Origin of the sequence: Butyricicoccus sp. AM32-19 (assembly GCF_003480365.1) — a bacterium.
Classification (GTDB): domain Bacteria; phylum Bacillota; class Clostridia; order Oscillospirales; family Butyricicoccaceae; genus Agathobaculum; species Agathobaculum butyriciproducens.
Genome location: NZ_QUIX01000021.1, coordinates 31,078 through 52,650, shown reverse-complemented (window position 1 = coordinate 52,650; position 21,573 = coordinate 31,078). Strand labels below are relative to the sequence as shown.

Annotated in this window: 22 protein-coding genes; 2 read left to right on the top strand and 20 right to left on the bottom strand. The window is 57.1% G+C overall.

The features are described from left to right. Window positions 1-361: 361 nt before the first annotated feature. From DW806_RS13825 to DW806_RS13735, 20 genes are all read right to left on the bottom strand, one after another. Window positions 362-1,471, bottom strand: coding sequence for a transglutaminase-like domain-containing protein (locus DW806_RS13825; RefSeq protein ID WP_118730312.1), 1,110 nt, complete (start codon window positions 1,469-1,471; stop codon window positions 362-364). Window positions 1,472-1,474: 3 nt separating this feature from the next. After that, on the bottom strand, window positions 1,475-1,636 hold the full coding sequence (locus tag DW806_RS15295) for a hypothetical protein (RefSeq protein ID WP_158578389.1): 162 nt from the start codon (window positions 1,634-1,636) through the stop codon (window positions 1,475-1,477). Window positions 1,637-1,681: 45 nt separating this feature from the next. Beyond that, window positions 1,682-2,149 carry a hypothetical protein gene (locus DW806_RS13820; RefSeq protein WP_118730311.1) on the bottom strand — a complete coding sequence of 156 codons (468 nt, stop codon included), beginning with the start codon at window positions 2,147-2,149 and terminating at the stop codon, window positions 1,682-1,684. A 227-nt stretch (window positions 2,150-2,376) separates the two neighbouring features. Continuing rightward, on the bottom strand, window positions 2,377-3,801 hold the full coding sequence (gene gatB / locus DW806_RS13815; RefSeq protein WP_110436651.1) for an Asp-tRNA(Asn)/Glu-tRNA(Gln) amidotransferase subunit GatB: 1,425 nt from the start codon (window positions 3,799-3,801) through the stop codon (window positions 2,377-2,379). A 15-nt stretch (window positions 3,802-3,816) separates the two neighbouring features. Beyond that, window positions 3,817-5,286, bottom strand: coding sequence for an Asp-tRNA(Asn)/Glu-tRNA(Gln) amidotransferase subunit GatA (gatA, locus tag DW806_RS13810; RefSeq protein WP_118481272.1), 1,470 nt, complete (start codon window positions 5,284-5,286; stop codon window positions 3,817-3,819). 15 nt (window positions 5,287-5,301) lie between these two features. Continuing rightward, window positions 5,302-5,589, bottom strand: coding sequence for an Asp-tRNA(Asn)/Glu-tRNA(Gln) amidotransferase subunit GatC (gatC, locus tag DW806_RS13805; protein WP_110436649.1), 288 nt, complete (start codon window positions 5,587-5,589; stop codon window positions 5,302-5,304). Window positions 5,590-5,677: 88 nt separating this feature from the next. Next, a complete protein-coding gene (ligA, locus tag DW806_RS13800; RefSeq protein WP_118730310.1) occupies window positions 5,678-7,672 on the bottom strand; it encodes an NAD-dependent DNA ligase LigA in 1,995 nt (664 codons plus the stop codon). Window positions 7,673-7,745: 73 nt separating this feature from the next. Further along, a complete protein-coding gene (gene yunB, locus DW806_RS13795) occupies window positions 7,746-8,444 on the bottom strand; it encodes a sporulation protein YunB (RefSeq protein ID WP_158578388.1) in 699 nt (232 codons plus the stop codon). Between the two features lie 312 nt (window positions 8,445-8,756). Continuing rightward, window positions 8,757-10,688 carry a bifunctional 4-hydroxy-3-methylbut-2-enyl diphosphate reductase/30S ribosomal protein S1 gene (locus DW806_RS13790; protein WP_118730308.1) on the bottom strand — a complete coding sequence of 644 codons (1,932 nt, stop codon included), beginning with the start codon at window positions 10,686-10,688 and terminating at the stop codon, window positions 8,757-8,759. Further along, complete coding sequence (locus DW806_RS13785) at window positions 10,685-11,269, bottom strand: lysophospholipid acyltransferase family protein (protein ID WP_118730307.1); 585 nt, start codon at window positions 11,267-11,269, stop codon at window positions 10,685-10,687. The genes DW806_RS13790 and DW806_RS13785 overlap by 4 nt, the downstream gene beginning before the upstream one ends. After that, on the bottom strand, window positions 11,266-11,949 hold the full coding sequence (cmk, locus tag DW806_RS13780; protein WP_243022768.1) for a (d)CMP kinase: 684 nt from the start codon (window positions 11,947-11,949) through the stop codon (window positions 11,266-11,268). The genes DW806_RS13785 and cmk overlap by 4 nt, the downstream gene beginning before the upstream one ends. After that, complete coding sequence (locus DW806_RS13775; protein ID WP_118730305.1) at window positions 11,946-13,175, bottom strand: NAD(P)/FAD-dependent oxidoreductase; 1,230 nt, start codon at window positions 13,173-13,175, stop codon at window positions 11,946-11,948. The genes cmk and DW806_RS13775 overlap by 4 nt, the downstream gene beginning before the upstream one ends. Further along, window positions 13,172-14,041 carry a MurR/RpiR family transcriptional regulator gene (locus DW806_RS13770; protein WP_118361748.1) on the bottom strand — a complete coding sequence of 290 codons (870 nt, stop codon included), beginning with the start codon at window positions 14,039-14,041 and terminating at the stop codon, window positions 13,172-13,174. The genes DW806_RS13775 and DW806_RS13770 overlap by 4 nt, the downstream gene beginning before the upstream one ends. A gap of 131 nt (window positions 14,042-14,172) precedes the next feature. Continuing rightward, complete coding sequence (locus DW806_RS13765; RefSeq protein WP_118730304.1) at window positions 14,173-14,904, bottom strand: pseudouridine synthase; 732 nt, start codon at window positions 14,902-14,904, stop codon at window positions 14,173-14,175. A 209-nt stretch (window positions 14,905-15,113) separates the two neighbouring features. Next, complete coding sequence (locus tag DW806_RS13760) at window positions 15,114-16,190, bottom strand: D-alanyl-D-alanine carboxypeptidase family protein (RefSeq protein ID WP_158578387.1); 1,077 nt, start codon at window positions 16,188-16,190, stop codon at window positions 15,114-15,116. Window positions 16,191-16,261: 71 nt separating this feature from the next. After that, a complete protein-coding gene (gene ytfJ / locus DW806_RS13755) occupies window positions 16,262-16,702 on the bottom strand; it encodes a GerW family sporulation protein (RefSeq protein ID WP_118361752.1) in 441 nt (146 codons plus the stop codon). A gap of 33 nt (window positions 16,703-16,735) precedes the next feature. After that, window positions 16,736-17,368, bottom strand: a complete 633-nt coding sequence (locus tag DW806_RS13750; RefSeq protein WP_118730303.1) for a DUF2953 domain-containing protein — start codon at window positions 17,366-17,368, stop codon at window positions 16,736-16,738. A gap of 6 nt (window positions 17,369-17,374) precedes the next feature. After that, entirely contained in the window at window positions 17,375-18,013 is a 639-nt protein-coding gene (gene scpB, locus DW806_RS13745; protein ID WP_227109857.1) for an SMC-Scp complex subunit ScpB, read from the bottom strand. Next, window positions 17,997-18,710 carry a segregation and condensation protein A gene (locus DW806_RS13740; protein WP_118730302.1) on the bottom strand — a complete coding sequence of 238 codons (714 nt, stop codon included), beginning with the start codon at window positions 18,708-18,710 and terminating at the stop codon, window positions 17,997-17,999. The genes scpB and DW806_RS13740 overlap by 17 nt, the downstream gene beginning before the upstream one ends. Window positions 18,711-18,713: 3 nt before the next feature. After that, window positions 18,714-19,370 (bottom strand): site-2 protease family protein, encoded by a 657-nt coding sequence (locus DW806_RS13735; RefSeq protein ID WP_147331152.1) that lies wholly within the window; start codon window positions 19,368-19,370, stop codon window positions 18,714-18,716. Window positions 19,371-19,660: 290 nt separating this feature from the next. Between DW806_RS13735 and DW806_RS13730 the strand changes: the two genes are divergently transcribed. Together DW806_RS13730 and DW806_RS13725 are read left to right on the top strand one after the other, a co-directional pair. Beyond that, the gene (locus DW806_RS13730; protein ID WP_118730301.1) at window positions 19,661-20,740 is read left to right on the top strand and encodes a sensor histidine kinase; all 1,080 of its coding nucleotides are present in this window, start codon (window positions 19,661-19,663) and stop codon (window positions 20,738-20,740) included. After that, window positions 20,737-21,450, top strand: a complete 714-nt coding sequence (locus DW806_RS13725; RefSeq protein ID WP_110436634.1) for a response regulator — start codon at window positions 20,737-20,739, stop codon at window positions 21,448-21,450. Before DW806_RS13730 ends, DW806_RS13725 begins: the two co-directional genes overlap by 4 nt. Window positions 21,451-21,573: the final 123 nt, after the last annotated feature.

Sequence of the window (21,573 nt, the reverse complement as noted above, 5' to 3'; positions counted from 1 at the left end):
TTCGTTGTTCTCAACCGCTCATCAACAGCTTATTTAGTATACCTCTCCTGATACGCTTTGTCAACACATTTTTTCATTTTTCCCAAAAGTTTTTGCGTATAGCTTGCTCTCCCCTTGTCCATACTGAATCCCGAGGTGAATTTCCATGAAGTATTTCTGCAATCTTACAGCACTGTTGTCCATTGATCAAACGGCTAACAACTGTTTTTACGCACTTTCTCCGGAAATCCGACAGCGCATTCTTCCGCATAGCGCACAGCTGCACACGCGTGAGGAACTGCTGCTCTGCGCCTTCCGCCTGCTGCTGCCGCAGGTACAGCAATAGTAAAAATCCCGAAGCCTATCGCCTCGGGATTTCTTTTTATTTCGCCGCCAACAAGCACGCGTACCGCAGTTTAAGACGCATTTTCCAGCTTTTCTTCACATTTCTTCCCCAAAGCCGCTGCACGAACAGATCGAGCGCGCGCTCCTCGAACGGCTCAAGCGCGATGCCGCCGTATATGGTTTTCTCAAGCAGACCGTTCACACGCTCGTACTCTCCGGGCTTAACCGACGGCAGCGTGTCCGCAAGCGCCTTATCGGTCGCTGCGGTCTCCCAGCCGAGCGCCGCGTCAATTCCCCAGAGGGAAATCAGCTTGAACATCAGCTTCTGCGACTGCCGCACACGCTCCTCAATCGACATTCTGCGCCGTCTGCGTTCCGCATTCCACAGCAGGAACATGCGCGTCAGCTCCATCGCGCACAGCAGCAGCGTGAACAGCACAATAATTATGCCGGCAATACCGAATCCAACCGCAGCCACGTTTTTCACCACAGTCAGCGGCTTGGACTGCTCGGAACCACCGATGCCGGACGGCTCGACCACCTGATCCGCACCTGACCGATCTTCGTCGATAGCCGCAGTTTTGCGCACCGTATCCGGCAGGCTGACCATCTGCTGCAGCGCAACCGCGTCAAAATAGTAACCCGGCGTCGCATCAACCGGCAGCCAGCCGATACCGTCAAAATAGACCTCAGCCCATGCATGTGCGTCCTGACCGGTCAGCGCAGCTGTTCCGTCCGCGCTGCTCTGCGTTTTGGCAATCGGCAGATAGTAACCTTCCGCGTAACGTGCGGGAATGCCGTGTGCCCGCAGCGCCTGCACGGTCGCTGAGGCATAAAGCACTGCATTGCCCTTCCGCGAGTCTGTCAGAAAATATGCAATCGGGTCCGCATTATTCGGTGCGGCTCCGGCAGCCTCGCTGTAGCGCACCTGCGCTTTCAGCACCTCGCGGATGCGGCTGAGCGCACTGTAAACGCCGTCATTTTCATCATCATAATCCTGCCAGAACAGACGGTTCAGCATAGGCAGCAAATCCTCGTCCGCTGCGGTATATGCATCATACACAAAGCTGCGATAGACCGACTCTGCTTCCGCATAGGCTGTCTGCTCCTCGGTCTGCGGGCTGCTGACCCAGCTCTCCGCGACCATGAGCTACGACGGCCGCGTACCCGAAACCTCGATCACCGTATAATTGCGGGTACCGAACAGACCGCGCCCCTTGAGCAGCGTGTCTCTGCGTTCGTGCACGGCACCGTCCGTTACCTTTTCCATCGAAGCCGGTGCATACACCGCGTCGCGCGAAGCGTTCTGCACCGATACCTCGACCGTGTTGGCTGCCGGTGCATCGCCGGTCAGCCGTTAATATGCCGCCGACTGTGTAAACGGGTCAAGACCCTGTGTCTGCACCCACTCGCCGTTCTTTGTCCGAAGGACGATCTCGAACGGCTGCGCTCCGTCCCACGCACGGTATTTCTTCCAGACAGAAACGCCGTTCTGCCCGTCCTCCAGCGCGTCCGCAAGCAGCATAACATCCTGCCGGAGCTGCTCGAACGTCACACCGAGCAGGCTCTGCATATCGCCTGCCGCACAGAGCGGCAGCAGGTCGCGCCGACGCATGACAAGGCATACGTCATTGCTCTGTCGATCCATGTTGTACAGCAGAATCTCATCTGCCCGCCGAAGTGCGCTCCTTTTTTTATCCGCACACTGCCCGCGGTTCCGCAGCGCCGCACACAGCAGCGCAACTGCCAGCAGTGCCTCAACGCAGCCGATCACCACCAACGGAAAGTGCTCACCCAGTATTTCCAGCCAATCCGTTATATGCATTCCTTCACCTGCCAAATTCCAGTTTTACTCTTTTCTATATTTCTCATCCAGTCGATACCTACATATCCATTTATACATAATAGCATTATACTCCTATATCTGTCGATTGACAACATTTTTCCCCAATACAACCGCTCTCTCCGACAAATTTCTCCCCAAAAAGCACAAAAAGGATACAGAACAGTACTGTTCTGTATCCTCTTGTATCAATTTGGTTTTAAGCTGAATTACAGCTTTGCCAGCTCGGATGCAATCAGCTTGTTGATGATCTGCGGGTTGCCCTGACCCTTGGAAGCCTTCATGCACTGGCCTACGAGGAAGCCGGTAACATTCTTGCCTGCCTTGAAGTCGGCAACAGCCTTTTCGTTCTTGGCGATAACGTCCTGTACGATGGCCAGAATTGCGCCCTCGTCGGATACCTGCTTGAGACCCATGCGGTCAACGATAGCCTCAACGGTCTCGTCGGTCTCGAACATGCTCGGCAGAACCTTCTTGCCTGCGTTGCCGGAGATGGTGCCGGCCTCGATCAGCTTAACCAGAGCAACCAGCTTGTCTGCGGTCATCTTGGTCTCGCGGAGGCTTACGCCCTTGTCGTTCAGGTACTTGGAGATATCGGACAGAATCCAGTTTGCAGCAGCCTTGGGCTTAACCTGCTTTGCGGCAGCGTCGAGCAGCTCGGCCTTCTCAAAGCTGTCAGACAGCAGACGCGCCTCCATGGCAGTCATGCCGTACTCGTTGAGGTAACGCTCGTAACGGGTGATCGGCAGCTCCGGAACCTCGCTCTCAATCTGGTGCAGCCACTCGTCGGAGATCTCTACGGCGATCAGGTCCGGATCCGGGAAGTAACGATAGTCCTGCGCATCTTCCTTGGTACGCATTACCGTGTTCTTCAGCTTAACGTCGTCCCAGCGGCGGGTCTCCTGCTGGATTTCGCCGCCGTTCTCTACAACCTCGATCTGGCGTGCAATCTCGTAATCGATCGCACGGACCGCACCGGAGAAGGTGTTGATGTTCTTCATCTCAACGCGGGTGCCCAGCTCGGTGGAGCCTTCCGGACGGATGGAAACGTTTACGTCGCAACGGATGGAGCCTTCCTCCATCTTGCAGTCGCAGATGTCGAGGTAGGACAGGGTGGTCTTGATCATTTCAAGGAATTCCTTCGCCTCGGCAGAGGAATGCAGGTCGGGACGGGTTACCATCTCGATCAGCGGTACGCCGCAGCGGTTGAAGTCAACGATGGTGCCGTCAATCTCGTCATGCAGCAGCTTGCCCGCATCCTCCTCGAAGTGGATGCGCTCGAGACGGCAGGAGTGCTTCACGCCGTCCACATAGAAGAATACCTCGCCGTTCTCGCAGATCGGCACATCAAACTGAGAGATCTGATATGCCTTCGGCAGATCGGGGTAAAAATAGTTCTTACGGTCAGCCTTGCACAGCTGATTGATGGTGCAGCCGGTAGCCTTGCCCATCTTTGCGGCGTAGTGTACAACCTGCTTGTTGAGTACCGGCAGTGCGCCCGGCATACCGGTGCAGACCGGGCAGGTGTGGGTGTTGATCGGTGCGCCGAAGCCAGTGGAGCACGAGCAGTAGATCTTGCTCTTGGTGGACAGCTCCGCATGCACTTCCAGACCGATGACAGCTTCGTATTTCATGTTTGTCTTCCTCCCTTACAGTGCAGCGATGATGTTCTTGAGACCGGACGCCTGCTCAAAAGCCAGACCGGCGTTCAGCAGCGTCTGCTCGCCGAAGCGCGGACCGATGAGCTGCATGCCGACCGGCATGTGGTTCTCATCAAAACCGCACGGCTGAACCAGACCTGGCAGACCGGCGATATTGACGGAAACCGTGCAGATATCGCCTGCGTACATCTCGAGCGGATTGGTGGTCTTGGAGCCGATCTCGTAAGCGGTGGTCGGCGCAACCGGCGTCAGGATGACGTCGCACTTCTCAAATGCGTTTGCAAACTCCTCGCGGATCTTGCGCTGTGCGGCACGAGCCTTCTTGTAGTACGCATCGTAGTAGCCGGAGGACAGAACGTAGGTGCCCAGCATGATGCGGCGCTGAACCTCGGCGCCGAAGCCCTCGGAACGGCTCTTGGTGTACAGCTCGATGATGTCATCGCCTGCATTCGGGGTGCGGTAGCCGTACTTTACGCCATCGAAACGGGCAAGGTTGGAGGAAGCCTCTGCGGAAGAGAGGATGTAGTAGATCGGCAGTGCATACTCAACGAGCGGCAGAGAGATCTCGAATACCTCCGCGCCGAGTGCCTTGTACGCCTCTGCAGCCGCCATAACGTTCTTGCGAACGGCATCCGAGATGCCCTCGCCGAAATACTCCTTCGGCAGACCGATCTTGAGACCCTTGACGTCCGCGTTCAGGTTTGCGCGCAGCGAGCCTTCAAACGGGGTCTTGACAGAGGTGGAATCGTGCAGCGGATCGTGACCGGTAACCGCATCGAGCAGCATGGCTGCATCCTCGATGGAGCGGCCGAACGGGCCGATCTGGTCGAGAGAAGACGCGAATGCGATCAGACCGTAACGGGAAACCGCACCGTAGGTCGGCTTCATGCCGACAACGCCGCAGAAGGACGCCGGCTGACGGATAGAGCCGCCGGTATCCGAGCCGAGCGCCAGCGGAGCCTCGCCTGCTGCAACAACAGCAGCGGAGCCGCCGGAGGAACCGCCCGGTACACGGTCGAGACCATGCGGGTTGTGGGTCGGGTGCATAGCCGAATTCTCGCAGGAGGAGCCCATTGCGAACTCGTCCATGTTGGCCTTGCCGGTGATGACCGCATCGGAAGCAATCAGCTTCTCCATAACGGTTGCATTGTACGGCGGCTTGAAATTGCCCAGCATCTTGGACGCGCAGGTGGTCAGCGTGCCCTTGGTGCAGATGTTGTCCTTAATTGCAATCGGAATACCGGCCAGCGCGGAAAGCGTATCGCCGCTTGCGCGCTTCTTGTCAACAGCCTCAGCCTGCGCGAGCGCTGCTTCCTCGGCTACGGTAACGTAGCCCTGAACCTTATCCTCTACCGCCTTGGTGCGGGCAAAAACGTCCTTTGCCAGCTCTACTGCGGAGATTTCCTTTTTGCCGAGCAGCTCGGACAGCTCGGACGCAGTTTTTTCGTAAAGTGCCATGATTCTGTCCCCTCCTTACTCGACAACACGCGGAACTGCTACGCCGCCGCACTGGAAGTCCGGTGCATTCGGCTCGATCAGCTCATCCGGTGTGAATTCCTGAATCACTTCGTCCTCGTGGAACGCATTCTTGCGCTCGGTGTTGATAACATCGGTGATATCGCCCAGATCAAGCTCAGCCAGCTTGTCCACCATTGCGACGATACCCTGCATGTCATCGGCCAGACGGTCGAAAATGCCGCCGGTCGAATCCAGACGTGCCAGGGACGCGATGTGCTCAATTTCTTTTCTGGAAATTGCCATGTCGTTTGCCTCCTAATTATTTATCTTAAATCTATGATACTAATTTTATGATCTATCGTAGGACGGGGTGCCCTACGGCATATCTTATTTAAGCGTTTCCGCTGCCTTCTTCAATCATCGTCTTAAACTCTTCCTCGGTCAGCACCGGAACACCCAACTCCGCCGCCTTCTGCAGCTTGCTGCCGGCATTCTCGCCTGCGACGACATAGCTGGTCTTTTTCGAGACCGAACCGGCCGCTTTGCCGCCGAGAGACTCGATCAGATCGTTGATCTCCTTGCGGGTATAGAGCGTCAGGCTGCCGGTTGCCACAATGGTCTTTCCGGCGAGCAGGTCGCTCTTTGCGGTCTTTTCACCGATGAAGTTGACGCCGTGCGCGCGCAGCTTTTCGATCAGCGTATGCGACTGCGGCAGCTCCCGCCAGGCGGCGATGCTCTCCGCGGTGGTCTGTCCGATGTCGCGTATCTCGGTCATCTCCTCAACCGGCGCAGTCAGCAGCGCATCGAGCGAGCCGAAGTGGTCGCTCAGGATGCGGCCCGCCTTCTGGCCGACATGCCGAATGCCGAACGCGAACAGCAGCCGCGACAGGTCGCGGGTCTTGCTGGCTTCAATCGAGCGGACAAGATTGTTCGCCCAGACGTCCACCTTTTTACCGAGCGGCAGCAGCTGCTCGACCGTCAGGTCGTACAGGTCAGCCGCCGACTTGACCAGTCCGGCGTCGATCAGCTTTTGCAGGTTGCCCTCGCCGCAGCCGTCGATGTCCATCGCGTCACGCGACGCAAAGTGCATCAGGTTGCGCAGCAGCTGTGCCGGACAGGACGCGCTCGTGCAGCGAATCGCGGCTTCGTCCTCGTCATCGTAGACCGGAGCGCCGCACACCGGACAGACCTTCGGGAACTCATACGGCACGGAATCCAGCGGACGCCGGTCCTTTTCCACGCCGATGATCTCCGGAATGATTTCTCCGGCTTTTCGGACGGAAACAATGTCGCCCACGCGGGCGTCCAGCTGACGGATAAAATCGCGGTTGTGCAGCGTTGCGCGCGAAACCGTTGTACCGGCAAGCCTTACCGGCTCAAGCACGGCATTCGGCGTCAGCACGCCGGTGCGCCCTACCGTGATGACGATATCCTTGAGCAGGGTCTGCTTGACCTCGGGCGGGTACTTGTACGCCGCCGCCCACCGAGGAAATTTCGCGGTCGAGCCGAGCGTTTCGCGCTGCGCGAAGGAATTGACCTTGACGACCGCGCCGTCAATGTCGAAATCCAGCTCACCGCGGGTCTCGCCCATGTTCTCAATCTCGCGCTGCACGTCCTGCGGGTCGGTGTAGACCGGATAGCGCGGACTTGTCGGGAAACCGAGGCTCTTGAGGTAATCGAGCGCCTGCACATGGCTTTCCAACGGCAGCTCGTCGCTGTTCTGGATGTTGAAGCAGAAGATGGACAGCTTTCTTTCCCGCGTAATTTTGCTGTCCTTCTGCCGCAGAGAACCCGCCGCCGCGTTGCGCGGATTGGCGAGGAGCGGCTTGTCGTGCAGCTCCAGTTCGGCGTTGAGGGCATCGAACACGGACTTTTTCATGTAGACCTCACCACGCACGATCAAATGCGGCGGCGCGTTCTCCAGCTTTTTCGGGATGTCCTTGATGGTTTTGAGGTTCTTGGTTACGTCCTCGCCCACCTGACCGTCACCGCGCGTCGCACCGCGGACGAACACGCCGTCCACATATTCAAGCGCGACCGAAAGGCCGTCAATCTTGTACTCGACAACGTACTCCGCCTGTCCGACGGCATTCTCCACACGGGAATAGAACTCGCCCAGCTCGTCAAACGAGAAAACATCCTGCAGACTTTCGAGCGGGTAGGCGTGCGTCACCTTGGCAAACCGGCTGCTCGCCGTGCCGCCGACCCGCTGGGTCGGAGAGTTCGCGTCCGCCATCTCCGGATGCTCGGCCTCGAGCGTGCGAAGCTGACGCTGCAGCATATCGTACTCATAGTCGGTGATCTCGGGCGCGTCCTCGTTATAGTATTTTTCGTTGTGATACCGCAGCTGCTCCCGCAGAGCGGTAATCTGCTCACGCACGTCCATAATAAAACTCCTTTGGTGTGAGCAAATACTCACACAGATTAAGTATACCAAATAACGAGCAGTTTTTGAAGTATTATTTTCCGATTTCGTGAGAAATATCCGAATTTTCCTCGTAATCGCGGATTTCGCCGAGCAGATCAGAGCCGGAGCCGCCGATATAGGTGTACCGTTCGGGCACCGTGCCGACGATAACCGTGTCCGTGACCGGGTATGTCGAGACGATTTCCCGGTCTTCCCCGCCAAACGGCGTGAGAATGCGGAAGCCGGCGTGTACCTCAATGAGAATCCGGTGGCGCGTCTGGTTGATGCCCGCCGAGGTAAACGCGCTGACGAACTGCGCCTCCATCTGAGCAAGCCCCGCAAGACCGACCTTCACCCTCGGGCCCATTCCGGTAAACAAATTGGGCGCAAATACCGTGCCGAGCGGCACCTCGGTCTGCGTTTCCTCCAGATAATCCAGCCGGTCAAACAGACCGTTGACGATACGCGCCTTCACCTTTCCGACTGCGATAATATCCGTACGCAAGGCCGTGATGCGGTTGTCGCTGTCGCGCTCAAGCACCACAAGTTCGGCAAATTCGTCCGGATGGGAGAAAACCTCGTCCTCCATCAAGGTGTTGATCTCCTTGATGGCGCTGTCCTCGCAGACGTTGACGGCGTACTCCATGAAAATGCGCTGAAAGCGTATGGTCAGCAGACCAAGACCAGCCGCTACTATCAGTATCAGTATGACAAGTGCCAGTCTCCTGCCGTTTTTCCGTCTGCGCCGCATAATACCACCCCATTCAGCGTATGCGGCATACGTTTGCATAATCACCTTGCCGCACCCTGCGGTAAAGCGTTACAATATATTTCTCTATTAAAAAACTGTCCTAAACCGTCCTAAACTGTTTTACTATTATTATCTGCCAATATATATTCCCCTTTTAACAGATTAGGACACATTAGGACGGTTATTTTACATAACCGCTTAACCGTCACGTTAATTGCTAACTACTAATTACCAATTTGCAATCACCAATTAACAAAAAAGAAGCACCCGATAAATCAGGTGCTTCTTTGCGCTTAACAGCTAAATGAGGAATTAGTCCTCGTAATCCTCGCCGTCCTCGAGCAGAGCACGGATAGACAGAGATACCTTCTTCTTCTCGTCGTTGATGTCGATGATCTTAGCCTCGACAACCTGGCCAACCTCCAGCTCGTCCTCCGGCTTTGCGATGCGGTGATCAGCGATCTGAGAAATGTGGATCAGACCGTCAACGCCCGGTACGATCTCAGCGAATGCGCCGAACGGCATGAACTTGAGGATCTTAACCTCAGCAACAGAGCCGATGTCGTACTTGGACTTGAATACGTTCCACGGATTATCCTCCTCGCGCTTGTAGCCGAGGGAGATCTTCTTGTTTTCCTTATCCAGACCGATAACGAATACCTTTACCTTGTCGCCAACAGAAACGACCTCGGACGGGTGCTTGATGCGGCCCCAGGACAGCTCGGAGATGTGAACCATGCCGTCCACGCCGCCGATGTCTACGAATGCGCCGTAGGAAGTCAGGGACTTAACGGTGCCGTCGTACTCGTTGCCGATCTCGATGGTGTTCCAGATCTGCTCAGCAGCAGCCTTGCGAGCCTCTCTCTGGATCTCACGGATAGAACCAACAACGCGCTTGCGCTGACGGTTGATCTCGGTGATATAGAAGGACTGCTTGGTCTTAACCAGCTGGCTCATCGGCTGATCCTTCGGTACGCCGGTCTGGGATGCCGGGATGAATACGCGAACGCCGTGTGCAGTTGCAACAACACCGCCGCGGTTCTCCTCAACGATAACACCCTCAACAACGGTGTGCTCCTCGTAAGCCTTCTCAACGGTCTCCCAGCCCTTCAGCTGATCAACGCGCTTCTTGGACAGAGTGATGGTACCCTCGCCGTCGTTTACGCGAACAACAACAGCTTCGATCTCGTCACCAACGTGGATGTTGGCAGCTACGTCATAGTTCGGGTCGTCAGACAGCTCACCCAGCGGGATATACGCAGTGTGCTTAACGCCCAGATCTACCTGTACGTCGTTATTGGAAATACCTACAACGGTGCCGGTTACCTTTTCTCCATTATTTAAAGTCTTGAAGGACTCCTCCAGCATTGCTGCAAAGTCCTCACCAGTTTCAATCTTGGTTTCTTCGCTCATCATGTTACTGACCTCCTTAATTATCCATGCCGGTGTGGATGCTCCCGCCGTGATCCCGATGTGCTGGTGCTGCCCGAGCTCCTGCGTAGTAAGCTCTGCCGCGTCTTCGATGTAGCGCACATCCGAGCACAGCGACCGGCTGATCTCATACAGCCGTTTGGTGTTGGAGCTTTTCTTATCTCCGATCACGATCATTTGATCCGATACACCGGCAAGCAGACGAGCCTCCGACTGGCGCTCATCCGTCGCTTTACATATTGTATCAAAAATTTTGAGGTTTGTACACCTTTTTTTTATAAGTCCTACGGAAATATTCCAAATTGACCGGTTAACGGTGGTCTGTGCGACCAGAGAAATGGGTTTATCTTCCATTTCAAGCCGTTCCGAGAAGGCTCTCGCCTGCTCCTCGCCCTCGAGCACGACCGACTCGCCGCACCAGCCCTGAATGCCCACAACCTCCGGATGTCCGGCGCTGCCGAGAATGACGATCAGCCGTCCGTCCGCGCTCTCTTTATCCGCAATTTTGTGTATTTTCCGCACAAAAGGGCAGGTTGCATCAAAGATTTCGCACTTTTTTGCTTGAAGCAACGTGTATACATTCCGTGGTACACCGTGCGCCCGAATGAGCACGCCGGCACCGTCCGGAATGTCCTCAAGCGCATACGCGGTGTACACACCGAGTTTCTCCAGCCGCTCGATTTCGTGCATGTTGTGAATGATTTCACCATAGGCATAAATTTTTCCGTTTTTTTTCGCCTGCTGCTCGGCGAGGTCCACGGCACGGCGTACGCCGAAGCAGAATCCGGCGGTCTTGGCTACCGTTACGCTCATACCTGCTCCTTCAGCGCGTAGATGCGGTGCAGGATATCATCCGCGATCAGGCCGTAGTCCTTCTGCTTCGGATCCGGCGTGAACGGCTTGCCGATCACGACCGTGGCTCTGCAGCGGAAACGCTTGCCCTCGGTGATATACATCGGCAGGATCGGCGCCCGGGTCTTGACCGCCAGCATGGCCGCACCTTTCTTGGTTTCGCCCTCGGCGGCGTGGCGTGTGCCCTGCGGGAAGATGATGAGCTTCTGACCGGCACGAACCGAGCCGAGCGCGGTCTTGATGGCGGTGATATCCGCGCCCTCGCGGTCGATCGGAAAAGCGCCGAGCGCCGCAATCAGCCACGCGAATATCTTCTTCCGGAACAGCTCCTTTTTCGCCATCAGGCGCAACGGCGTCTTGCCGCCGAGTGCGACCGCCGCAAACGGCGGGTCGGACAGCTGCACATGGTTCGGACAGACAACACAGCCGCCCTCCGGGATGTTTTCGCGTCCGATCACGCGATAGCCAAAGAAAATATGGAACGCCAGCGCTACCAGCGGCACAACCAAAGCCTGGAACCAGCGGTGGTACTTGAATTTCATGCCTTTTCCTCCGTTTTTTCACGAATAATATGCAGAACGGCCGCTATGCTCTCCTCGAGCGTCAGGCTGCTCGTGTCCAGCAGAACCGCATCGTCCGCCTGTTTGAGCGGCGCAACGGCTCTCGTCATGTCCTGCCTGTCGCGCTCGTTGATATCGTGCAGGATGCCGTCCATCGTCACCTGCTGGCCCTTCTCAATCAGCTCTTTATAGCGACGCTCCGCGCGAGACTGCGCAGACGCGGTCAGGAAAATCTTGACCGGCGCATCCGGCAGGATGACCGTGCCGATGTCGCGGCCGTCCATCAGGATGCTGCTGTTTTTCGCCATATTGCGCTGGGTTTCCAGCAGAAACCGGCGTACTTCCGGCACCGCGGACACCTTGGACGCGTAGTACGAAATCTCCGGTGTGCGGATGGCTTCGGAGACATCCTCGCCGTTCAGGAGAACGTGCTGTGCGCCGTCCTGATAGGTCAGCTGAATGGCAATCTCCGGCAGGGTTGCGATAATACCTGCCGTATCCTCTCCGGCAATGCCCCTGCGGCACACCGCCAGACCGATGGAACGATACATCGCACCCGTATCCACATATACATAGCCGAGTTTTGCCGCGGCAGCACGCGCCACGGTGGATTTTCCGGCCCCGGACGGGCCGTCAATGGCAACCGAAATGTACTTCATCATGATTCCTCCTCCGTAGCCGACAGACCCGCCAGACGGCCCGTGGACCACGCAATCTGCAGGTTGAAGCCGCCCGTGTAGGCGTCCACATCGAGCACCTCACCTGCGAAATACAGGTGCGGCAGCTTTTTGGACTCCATGCTTTTCGGGCTGACCTCGCGGACGGATACGCCGCCCGTAGTGATAATCGCCTCAGCAATCGGACGCTTGCCGGAAATCTCGACCGGGAACGCCTTGAGTACGCGCAGCAGCGCGGCACGCTGTGCCTTGGTGATGGAATTGACCTTCTCGCGCGGGTCAATACCGCTCTTTTCGATCACCACCGGAATCATTTTCCTAGGCAGCAGCTCACCGAGCGCGTTGATAAAATCGCTGTTCTTGTGCTTGTCAAAGTCCGTGAGCAGACGCTTGTCGAGCGTCTTTTCGTCCAGCGCAGGCTTGAGATCAATCTCCACACGGTACTTTTTGCTGCCGAAATGGCGCATATGCGCACTCGCGGACAGCACCAGCGGACCGGACAGACCGAAGTGTGTGAACAGCATTTCGCCGAAGTCCGAGTAGAGTTTTTTGTCATTTTCATATACGGTCAGCTGCACGTTGCGCAGGCTGAGCCCCATCAGCTGCTGACAGGTGTCGCCGTCCTCGACGAGCGGCACGAGCGACGGATTTGCGGGCACGACCGTGTGCCCCGCCTGCCTGGCAAAGCGGTAGCCGTCACCGGTCGAGCCGGTCTGCGGATAGGATGCACCACCGGTCGCTACGATCACACGGTCCGCCTTGTACGTCTTGTGACCGGCACGAACGCCTGTGAGCACACCGTCCTCGATGAGCAGCTCGTCTGCAGTCGTATGTACGATGGTCACACCCGCCTTTTTCACCCACAGGAACAGCGCATCGATGATGTCGGCTGCCTTATCCGACTGCGGGAACACGCGGTTGCCGCGCTCAGTCTTGAGGGCAACGCCATGGTTCTCGAAAAAGTCCATCACGTCCGCCGGACCGAAGCCGCCGAGCGCGGAATACAGAAAGCGCGGGTTGACCGGCACGTTGCGCAGAACCTCCTGCACATCGCAGTTATTGCACACGTTGCAGCGGCCCTTGCCCGTGATAAACAGTTTGCGGCCAACTTTTTCGTTGGTTTCCAGCAGCGTCACCTGCGCGCCCTGCTCCGCGGCAGTGCCTGCCGCCATCAGACCGGCTGCGCCGCCGCCGATTACGATAATGTTCAATTTATATCGTCCTCCGGTTTTTCATATACGTCGTATTCTTCCCAGATGCGCTCCAGCTTATTAAATGTATGTTCAATCTCATCGCGGCGGCTCATGCCGACGGCTACGATCAGTGCATTGATGACCGACAAGGGCGCCACGAGCGAATCGACAAAGCTCGCCATATCGCTGCGTGCGAGCAGCACATGATCGGCCACACGCGCCAGCGGCGACAGCTGCGAGTCGGTCAGTGCGATAACGCGGGCACCGCGGTCGCGGGCGTACTTCATTGCACTCAGCGTGCGCTTGGAGTAGCGCGGGAAGCTGATGCCGAACAGCACATCACCCGGTCCGACACGAAGCACCTGCTCAAAAATCTCGCTGACGCTGTTCGTATGTACAAGCGTCACATTTTCAAACAAAAGATTGAAGTAAAAACCCAGAAAGCTGGCTAACGCGCTCGAGGAGCGCACACCGAGGATGTAGATTCGCTTAGCGCCCATGAGCGCGTCCACCGCGCCTTGAAAGGCGTCGCGGTCGATCTCGTCGAGCGTTACACGGATCATGTCCGTATCCGCGTGCAGCACGGTCTGCAGTACATCGCGGCCGCCCATGCGGTCGCCCGCAACCTCCATGCGCTGCACCGAGGTCAGCTTGTTGCGGATCATCTCCTGCAGAGCGCGCTGCAGGTGCGGATAGCCGTCATAGCCAAGCTCGGTCGCAAAGCGCACGACCGTGCTTTCGCTCACGCCGACAGTCACACCCAGACGGCTCGCGGTCATGAACGCAGCCTTGTCGTAGTGCTCTAAGATAAAACGCGCGATCTGCTTCTGACCCTTGGAAAAGCCGGGCAGCTCGCTTTGAATTTTTGTGATCAGGTCATTCATTATATTCTCTCCTGCATTGCATTCTCTGCATACATTCCTGCATTTGCACGATACTATTTTAAGTGAACCTGCAAAAAAATGCAAGAGCATATGGGTGTAAATTGCAAAAAGGCAGGGATTCCCTTAAAAAATCAGAGGTTCTCCTGCACATCGGCAGCGATGTCCTGCAGATACGCAATCTCGTCATTCGTCAGCTCGCGCCATGCGCCGCTCTTGAGGTGCGGGTCGAGCGGCATCGTGCCCATTGCCACGCGCTTGAGGCGGCGGACCTCCAGACCGCACTTCTCGCACATTTTGCGAATCTGGCGGTTGCGGCCCTCGTGGATGGTCAGGCGCAGCTTGGCGCTCAGCTCATCGCGGTCGATGGTAACGACCGTTGCCGGACGGATGCTGTAGCCGTCAATCTCCATCGGCTCTGCGAGTTTCGGGATGTTTTCCAGATTGCCGCGCACGCGCACCTCGTAATGCTTCTCCACCTCGTGGCGCGGATGGGTCAGCGCGTTGAGCAGATCGCCGTCGTTGGTCAGCAGCAGCAGACCCTCGGAGTTGTAGTCCAGACGGCCGACCGGCACAACACGCGCACCGCAGCCGCGTACCAGATCGGCAACCGTCTTGCGGCCGTGCTCGTCCTTCATCGTCGTGACATAGCCGCGCGGCTTGTACAGCATTAAGTATACCTTCTCCTCGGCACCGCCGATGGGCTTGCCGTCCACGAAAATCTTGTCACGGCGCGGATCGGCCTTGTCGCCGACCGAAGCCTTTTTGCCGTTTACCGTTACGCGGCCATCATCGATCCAGCGCTCCGCCTCACGGCGGGAGCACAAACCTGCTTGCGCCAGTAATTTCTGCAGTCTTTCTTCCATGTATAATTCCTCTTTCTCAATTATTGCATTATGTAACACTATTCCGTAGGACGGGGTGCCCTCACCCCGCCGTCTAACGACAATCGCCGTATCAACAACAGCGGATACCGTAAAAATGAAAACCGGTATCTCAATAATCCCCATTGCACTCATTGGTTCGTTGGGGAACGGCGGGATGCGGTCAGTCCGCCCTACAATAAAGTGTGTTGCTAATTTGTAAATCGCTCTAAAATTTTCTCAACGATACCCTTTTCCTCCGCCGGCAGCAAGGATTCCCCGCCGTAAACCAGCGTATCGCGTCCCAAGACGCAATCCCCGAGCCGATACTCCACCGACCCGGCCTGTGCCGTCCTCACGACCGGTGCATAGCAGATTTTTTCGCCGTAGCGCACGCGCTGCAGCTTCTCTTTCTCGCCGGGCAACAGATATGCCGTCACAGTATTCTTCGCTGCGAGCGGCACGGACGCGGTATCGCCGCCGAACACGCGTGCGTTTGCAATCGTGTCTCCTGCCGTATGCAGCGTGACCTCGCTGTACTGCGCAAAACCGGCGTCAAGCATCTCCATGTGATCGTTCCAGTCGTTCGGGTCATTGAGCGTCACCGCGATGATGGTGCGCCCATTGCGCTCGGCCGCCGAGACCAGACACCGCCCTGCCGCCCGCGTAAAGCCGGTTTTCACGCCGATCGCGCCATCATACATGCTCAGCAGACGGTTGTGATTGCTCAACGCGTGCCCGCTGACCGTGCAGCTTTTTGTCGAGACGATCTGCCGGAACACCGGGTCCTTGAGCGCCGCCGCGGTGATTTTCGCCAGCTCATGCGCGGTGGTGTAGTGCGTGTCGGACGGCAGGCCGTTCGGATTGTCGAAATGCGTGTCCGTCAGACCGAGTTCCGCCGCTTTGGCATTCATTTTGCCCACAAAGGCGGTCATGCCGCCGCACTCTCCCGCGATGGCGACCGCCGCGTCGTTGCCGGACGCGAGCATGAGTCCGTACAGCGTATCCTGCAGCGAGAGTGTCTCACCCGCTTTCAGGTACATGGACGAGCCTTCCACGGCGGCGTACTCCGGCTTTACGGTATACACGCGGTCAAGGTCGCCCTCGCCGAGCGCGACGAGCGCGGTCATGATCTTGGTGGTGGACGCCATCGGCAGGCGGCTGTCCGCGTTCTGCTCGAACAGCGTTTCGCCCGTGTCCGCATCGATCACGACCGCCCCCTGTGCGCTCACCGCGCCTGCCCTCGGCAGCACGAGCAAAAGCGCGAGCACGCAAAACAGCTTTTTCACATTGCACCACTCCCCGCATAACAAAACCTACTCAGCATTCATGCGAGTAGGTTTTGCGGGAAAACGCGGTTTTATTCATCGCCAGACAGGGGTTCTGCAGCAGCAGCTGCATCCTCGGTCTTGCCCTTGAAGCCGCTGACGAAATTGGACACCTTGTTGATCGCACCCGGAATCATCTCGACCAGACGATCGACCGTGTCGGACGCCTGTGCGTTGATGCCGAGGATGTTGGCGCTGCCGTCCCTGCCGATGACAAGGAAGCACACCGGCGAAACCGTCACACCGGCGCCGCTGCCGCCGCCGAACGCAAGCGGAGACCCGCTTGCCGCGTGCTTGGACGCGAACTCGCTGCCGCCTGCGCCGAAGCCGAACGACACCTTGGAGACCGGGATAACGGTCGTGCCGTCCGCCGCTACGATCGGGTTGCCGATAATGGTATTAACATCCACCATTTCCTTGATTTTGGACATGGTTTCGGTCATCAAATCGCTGATTGGATGATGTTCACTCATATTTTTCGCCTTCCTTTTATACGTTTTTACTGATTATTTGAAATATTTCTTGTACAGCTGATACATTGGCTTGCCATGCCGCAGCAGCACTCTGATGAGCGATATCGGCCGTATCGAGCAGTTTACGGTAAACGCCCACTCGGTATGGTCGGCGTTGAAGTCCGCGTCCGCGCTGACATGGTAATCCTGCATATCAAAAGTATTCTCCAGAAATGGAACAACGATTCCGCAGAGTGCCGCTGCCTGCCCGAGCAGAATGCCGGTCTGCGCCGCATCGTCCGTGCCGATAACTACGCGCGCCCGCAGTCTGCTGATGCGCAGGCGGTCGGTCAGGTCGCTGAGAAAATCGCGCACCGTGCCTGCGATCTCACCGACATCCAGTCCGTCCTTCGGCAGCGAAAGACCGAGCTTTCCGCTCGTTTTCTTTTCGTTTTCCTCAGATTTCTTCTTCTCAGCTTCCGTTTCCTCTTTTTTCTTTTTCAGGTGGCGCGGTCTCGGATACAGCGGAATGCGAACCGGCCCATACCGTGCCTCCACGCTCACCTCGCCGGTCACGCCGACGGCTTCAATGCCTGCCCGAATGTTCAGCAGCACCAGCACAATCACCAATGCCAGCAGTACAATTCCAAGCAGAATGCCTAAAATCCAGAGTAAAACCGTTCCCATAGGCGGTCACTCCGTTTCCGGCGGCACAGGCTCGCCGTTCAAGAAGCGCAGCTGCTCGCCGGGCGGTGTCTCGTGCAGCGTGCCGTCCATGTTCAGCTCCATCTGCTCGTTTTCTTCAAGCGCGGGCAGCGCCGGAAGGTCCTCAATGCTTGCCAGTGAAAAGCTGCGCAGGAACTGGTCGGTCGTGCGGAACAGCATGGGCTTTCCGGGCACGTCCAGCCGTCCGGCCTCCTCGATGAGCCCCTTTTCCGCCAGACTGCTCACCGTGTTCGATGAATCGACACCTCTCAGCTGGTCGATGAACGCACGCGTCACCGGCTGGCGGTATGCGATGATGGTCAGCACCTCAAGCGCCGCAGGCGACAGCGCAGGCGGTCTGCGCGATTCGGTCACGCGGCGCACATACGGCCCGTACATCGGCCGGGACGCCAGCTGCAGCTTGTCCTCGATACGCAGCAGCATGATGCCGCGGTTCTCGAAGTCGTAGCGGTTCTCAAGTGCAGCCGCCGCGTCCAGCAGCTCCGCCGGAGCGGCCTCAAGCGCCGCGGACAGCCGTTCAATGGTAACCGCATCGCCTGCCGCGAACAGCACAGCCTCCAGTCCGGCCTCGAGCGCCGTCATACTGCCGTTATTTTGTGTTGTCATTTGTCAGCATCAGCTCCATCTCCTCGCCGTCCCCTTCCAAACGGATTCGGCGGGTCTTGGATAATTCCAGCACTGCCAGAAAGGTAGCCACGATCTCCGAGCGGTTTCTCGCGTCGTCGAACAGCCGCATAAACGGCACGCGCATCCGGTACAGAAAGCGTTTGAGAATCGCGGTGACGCGTCCCTCTACCGGTGCAGGCTCCCGCCCGACAATGCCCTGAAACGAGGTCACCGGCGGCGGCAGGCGGCGCTTGGTGCGGCGCAGCATTTTGTTTGCCGCGCGGATGAGATCGTTTACCGTGTGGTGATACTCCACCGGCGCATCATTCTGCCGTTCGGGCGGTTTGACATAGATATCACGGCCGTTTTCGTTCTTTTCCGCAAAAAACGCGGTCGCGCTCTTGAGTCTCTGGTACTCGAGCAGCATTTCGACCAGACCCGCTCTCGGGTCCTCCTCGGCCTCGTCCTCCTCGTGCTTCGGCAGCAGCATCCTGGACTTGATGTACACCAGCTGCGCCGCCATTGCGATAAAGTCGCCGGCAATGTCCAAATCCATGTGCTCGGCCTCGTGCAGAACCGCCATGTACTGCTCAAGGATTTCCGCGATAGGGATATCGTAAATGCTCACCTTGTTTTTGGAAATCAGGTGCAGCAGCAGGTCAAGCGGCCCGTCAAAGTTGTCTAAATGAAAATCCATAGCTTACAGAAACAGGCTGACGAAGTTTACCGCCAGCATGAGAACGCCGTTGCCGACCCAGTCCATAATGCCGTCCAGCCAACCGAACCAGAGCGCCACGATAAACACGAAAAAGATGATATTCTGGTACTTCTGCAGCTTGAGCGACCACGAAAACGGCATAAATGCGTCAACGACGCGCGAGCCGTCCAGCGGGTGCACCGGAACGAGATTGAACACACCCAGACCGACCGACATGCTCGCAACGATGAGCAGGAACTGCGACAGCGACCACAGGAACGTATTCGTCATGTTCATGCGCACCACAAAATACAGGCAGTACGCGATAAAGGCGGTGATAAAGTTGGATACCGGACCGGCAAGCGCAGTCAGCGCCATGCCCCAGCGTCTGTTCCTGAAATTGGCGATATTGACCGGCACCGGACGCGCCCAGCCGAAGCCGAACAGCAGCAGGCACAGGAAACCGATCGGGTCGATATGCGCCATCGGCGACAGCGTTACGCGGCCGGAATCACGCGCGGTACGGTCGCCGAGCAGATAGGCAGCACCGCCGTGCGCAGTCTCGTGGATGGACAGGCACAGCACGATCGCGGGCAGCGAAAGCGCCAGTGTGATAAATGCGGAGCGGATATCGCCGCTCATCAAAGCTCTCCAAAGCAAGCTGTTTCCTCCATTATTGCAGTGATTCTGATTCTATATTACCCTATAATGGATTATTATAACACGGATAGCGGTTGTTGTCACCCGAATATTTGTTCTGTACAACATTCGGCAGGATTTTGTCGTTTAATCGCAGGGCGGGGCGCTCCGAAGTGCCCTGCCCTGCATGATAACTTACCGAATGGATAATATCTTTGCTGCATAATTCTCCACTCAGTAAGTTTTAGCAGCACATTAACGGATTATCTGCTATAATTAACTTGTACATTTATGCACTTGGAGGCTTCGACATGAAACGACAGGACGGTAAACCGCGTTTATTCTCGTTTACACTGCGGGATTTTCTTATTTTCGCGGCGATATTTATCTGTGCACTGGTACTCTGCACCTTGCTGCGCCGCTCGGACATCAGCGACGGCTTCGCCTCTCCGGTATTCGTTCTCGCGGTGCTGCTCACCTCGCGCTTCACGAACGGATACCTGTTCGGCACGCTTGCCGCATTCCTGAGCGTTATCGGCATCAACTACATCTTTACCTTTCCCTACTGGGAATTCAACTTCACAATGACCGGCTATCCGCTGACGTTTTTCGTCATGCTGTGCGTATCGCTCGTCACCTGCACGATGACCACCAAGATCAAGCAGCAGGAGCAGTTCCGCATGGAGAGTGAGCGCGAGAAAATGCGTGCCAACCTGCTCCGCTCGGTCTCGCACGACATCCGCACGCCACTGACCTCCATCATCGGTTCAACCTCGGCCATTCTGGAAACGCCCGACCTGTCTCTCGAACAGCAGCATCAGCTGCTCGAGGATGTGCGCGATGACGCGCAGTGGCTGGTCCGCGTGGTGGAAAACCTGCTGTCCATCACCCGCATGGGCGAGGACACCCGGATCACCAAGCAGCCTGAGGCCGCCGAGGAGGTGCTCGGCGAGGTCGCCCGCAAATTCCGCAAGCACTATCCCGGCGTCAAGATATCGGTGGCTGTGCCGGATGATCTGCTCATCGTACCGATGGATGCGATCCTCATTGAGCAGGTCATGACCAATCTGCTTGAAAACGCCGTTCGGCACGGCAAAAACACCACCCATATTGCGCTCTCTGTGCATCAGGATGGCGAAAACGCTGTCTTTGCTGTGCAGGACAACGGCGGCGGCATCCCGCCCAAGCTGCTGCCCGTGCTGTTCAGCGGAACGCTGCGCCACAGCGACACGCCCACCGGAGACGGCAAGCGCAATATGGGGCTGGGACTTTCTGTATGCAACGCCATTGTCCGCGCACACGGCGGCACGATGCACGCACAAAATAAGGACGGCGGTGCAGAATTTATCTTCTGTCTGCCGATGATAGAAAAGGAGCCGGAACTGCAATGAACATTCGAGAAAAAATACTCATCGTGGAGGACGAAAAAAGCATTGCGCACTTTATCTCCACTATTTTGAACTCCAACGACTACGAAACGCTGCTGGCCCGCTCGGGCAGCGAGGCGAAGACCATGATCTCCTCGCACTGTCCGGATCTGGTCATCCTCGATCTCGGTCTGCCGGATATGGACGGCATTGACGTCCTGCGCGAGCTGCGCTCGTGGTCGAGCCTGCCGGTGGTGGTGGTTTCCGCCCGCTCGCATGAGCACGATAAGGTGCAGGCGCTCGATCTCGGCGCGGACGACTACCTGACCAAGCCGTTCGGCACCGCCGAGCTGCTTGCGCGCGTGCGCACCGCCATCCGCCACACGAGAACCACCTCCGCGAACAGCGAAATCGCCCGCGAGGGCACCTACACGGTCGGTGAAATGACCATCGACTATAACAAGCATCAGGTGCTCGTCCGCGGCGAGAATGTCCACCTCACGCTCAGCGAGTTCCGTATCGTTGCGCTACTCGGCAAGTTTGCCGGCAAGGTGCTTACCTACGATTACATCATCAAGGAGCTGTGGGGACCGCGAGCCGGCGGTGACAACCAGATCCTGCGCGTCAATATGGCAAATATCCGCCGCAAGATCGAAAAAAATCCTGCCGAACCGGAGTATCTGTTTACCGAGGTCGGCGTGGGATATCGTATGGCAGAGAATACGGATAATTGAGAATGGAGAATGGAAAATGGAGAATGTCGCTATCCTTGCGCGAGTTCCGTCCGCGCTGCGACGTGGTACCGCGCTACGCGCGATGATTAAATAACGGCGCTATGCGCCGAACCATAATTCTCA

Coding starts and splice junctions, on each gene's coding strand:
- gatB (WP_110436651.1), bottom strand. CDS start 3,801: ATGAAATACGAAGCTGTCATCGGTCTGGAAGTGCATGCGGAGCTGTCC.
- DW806_RS13740 (WP_118730302.1), bottom strand. CDS start 18,710: ATGGATTTTCATTTAGACAACTTTGACGGGCCGCTTGACCTGCTGCTG.
- DW806_RS13820 (WP_118730311.1), bottom strand. CDS start 2,149: ATGCATATAACGGATTGGCTGGAAATACTGGGTGAGCACTTTCCGTTG.
- gatC (WP_110436649.1), bottom strand. CDS start 5,589: ATGGCAATTTCCAGAAAAGAAATTGAGCACATCGCGTCCCTGGCACGT.
- DW806_RS13725 (WP_110436634.1), top strand. CDS start 20,737: ATGAACATTCGAGAAAAAATACTCATCGTGGAGGACGAAAAAAGCATT.
- yunB (WP_158578388.1), bottom strand. CDS start 8,444: ATGCGGCGCAGACGGAAAAACGGCAGGAGACTGGCACTTGTCATACTG.
- DW806_RS13785 (WP_118730307.1), bottom strand. CDS start 11,269: ATGAAATTCAAGTACCACCGCTGGTTCCAGGCTTTGGTTGTGCCGCTG.
- DW806_RS13790 (WP_118730308.1), bottom strand. CDS start 10,688: ATGAGCGTAACGGTAGCCAAGACCGCCGGATTCTGCTTCGGCGTACGC.
- DW806_RS13825 (WP_118730312.1), bottom strand. CDS start 1,471: ATGGTCGCGGAGAGCTGGGTCAGCAGCCCGCAGACCGAGGAGCAGACA.
- DW806_RS13770 (WP_118361748.1), bottom strand. CDS start 14,041: ATGAATGACCTGATCACAAAAATTCAAAGCGAGCTGCCCGGCTTTTCC.
- gatA (WP_118481272.1), bottom strand. CDS start 5,286: ATGGCACTTTACGAAAAAACTGCGTCCGAGCTGTCCGAGCTGCTCGGC.
- DW806_RS13765 (WP_118730304.1), bottom strand. CDS start 14,904: ATGGAAGAAAGACTGCAGAAATTACTGGCGCAAGCAGGTTTGTGCTCC.
- DW806_RS13750 (WP_118730303.1), bottom strand. CDS start 17,368: ATGGGAACGGTTTTACTCTGGATTTTAGGCATTCTGCTTGGAATTGTA.
- cmk (WP_243022768.1), bottom strand. CDS start 11,949: ATGATGAAGTACATTTCGGTTGCCATTGACGGCCCGTCCGGGGCCGGA.
- ytfJ (WP_118361752.1), bottom strand. CDS start 16,702: ATGAGTGAACATCATCCAATCAGCGATTTGATGACCGAAACCATGTCC.
- scpB (WP_227109857.1), bottom strand. CDS start 18,013: ATGACAACACAAAATAACGGCAGTATGACGGCGCTCGAGGCCGGACTG.
- ligA (WP_118730310.1), bottom strand. CDS start 7,672: ATGGACGTGCGTGAGCAGATTACCGCTCTGCGGGAGCAGCTGCGGTAT.
- DW806_RS13730 (WP_118730301.1), top strand. CDS start 19,661: ATGAAACGACAGGACGGTAAACCGCGTTTATTCTCGTTTACACTGCGG.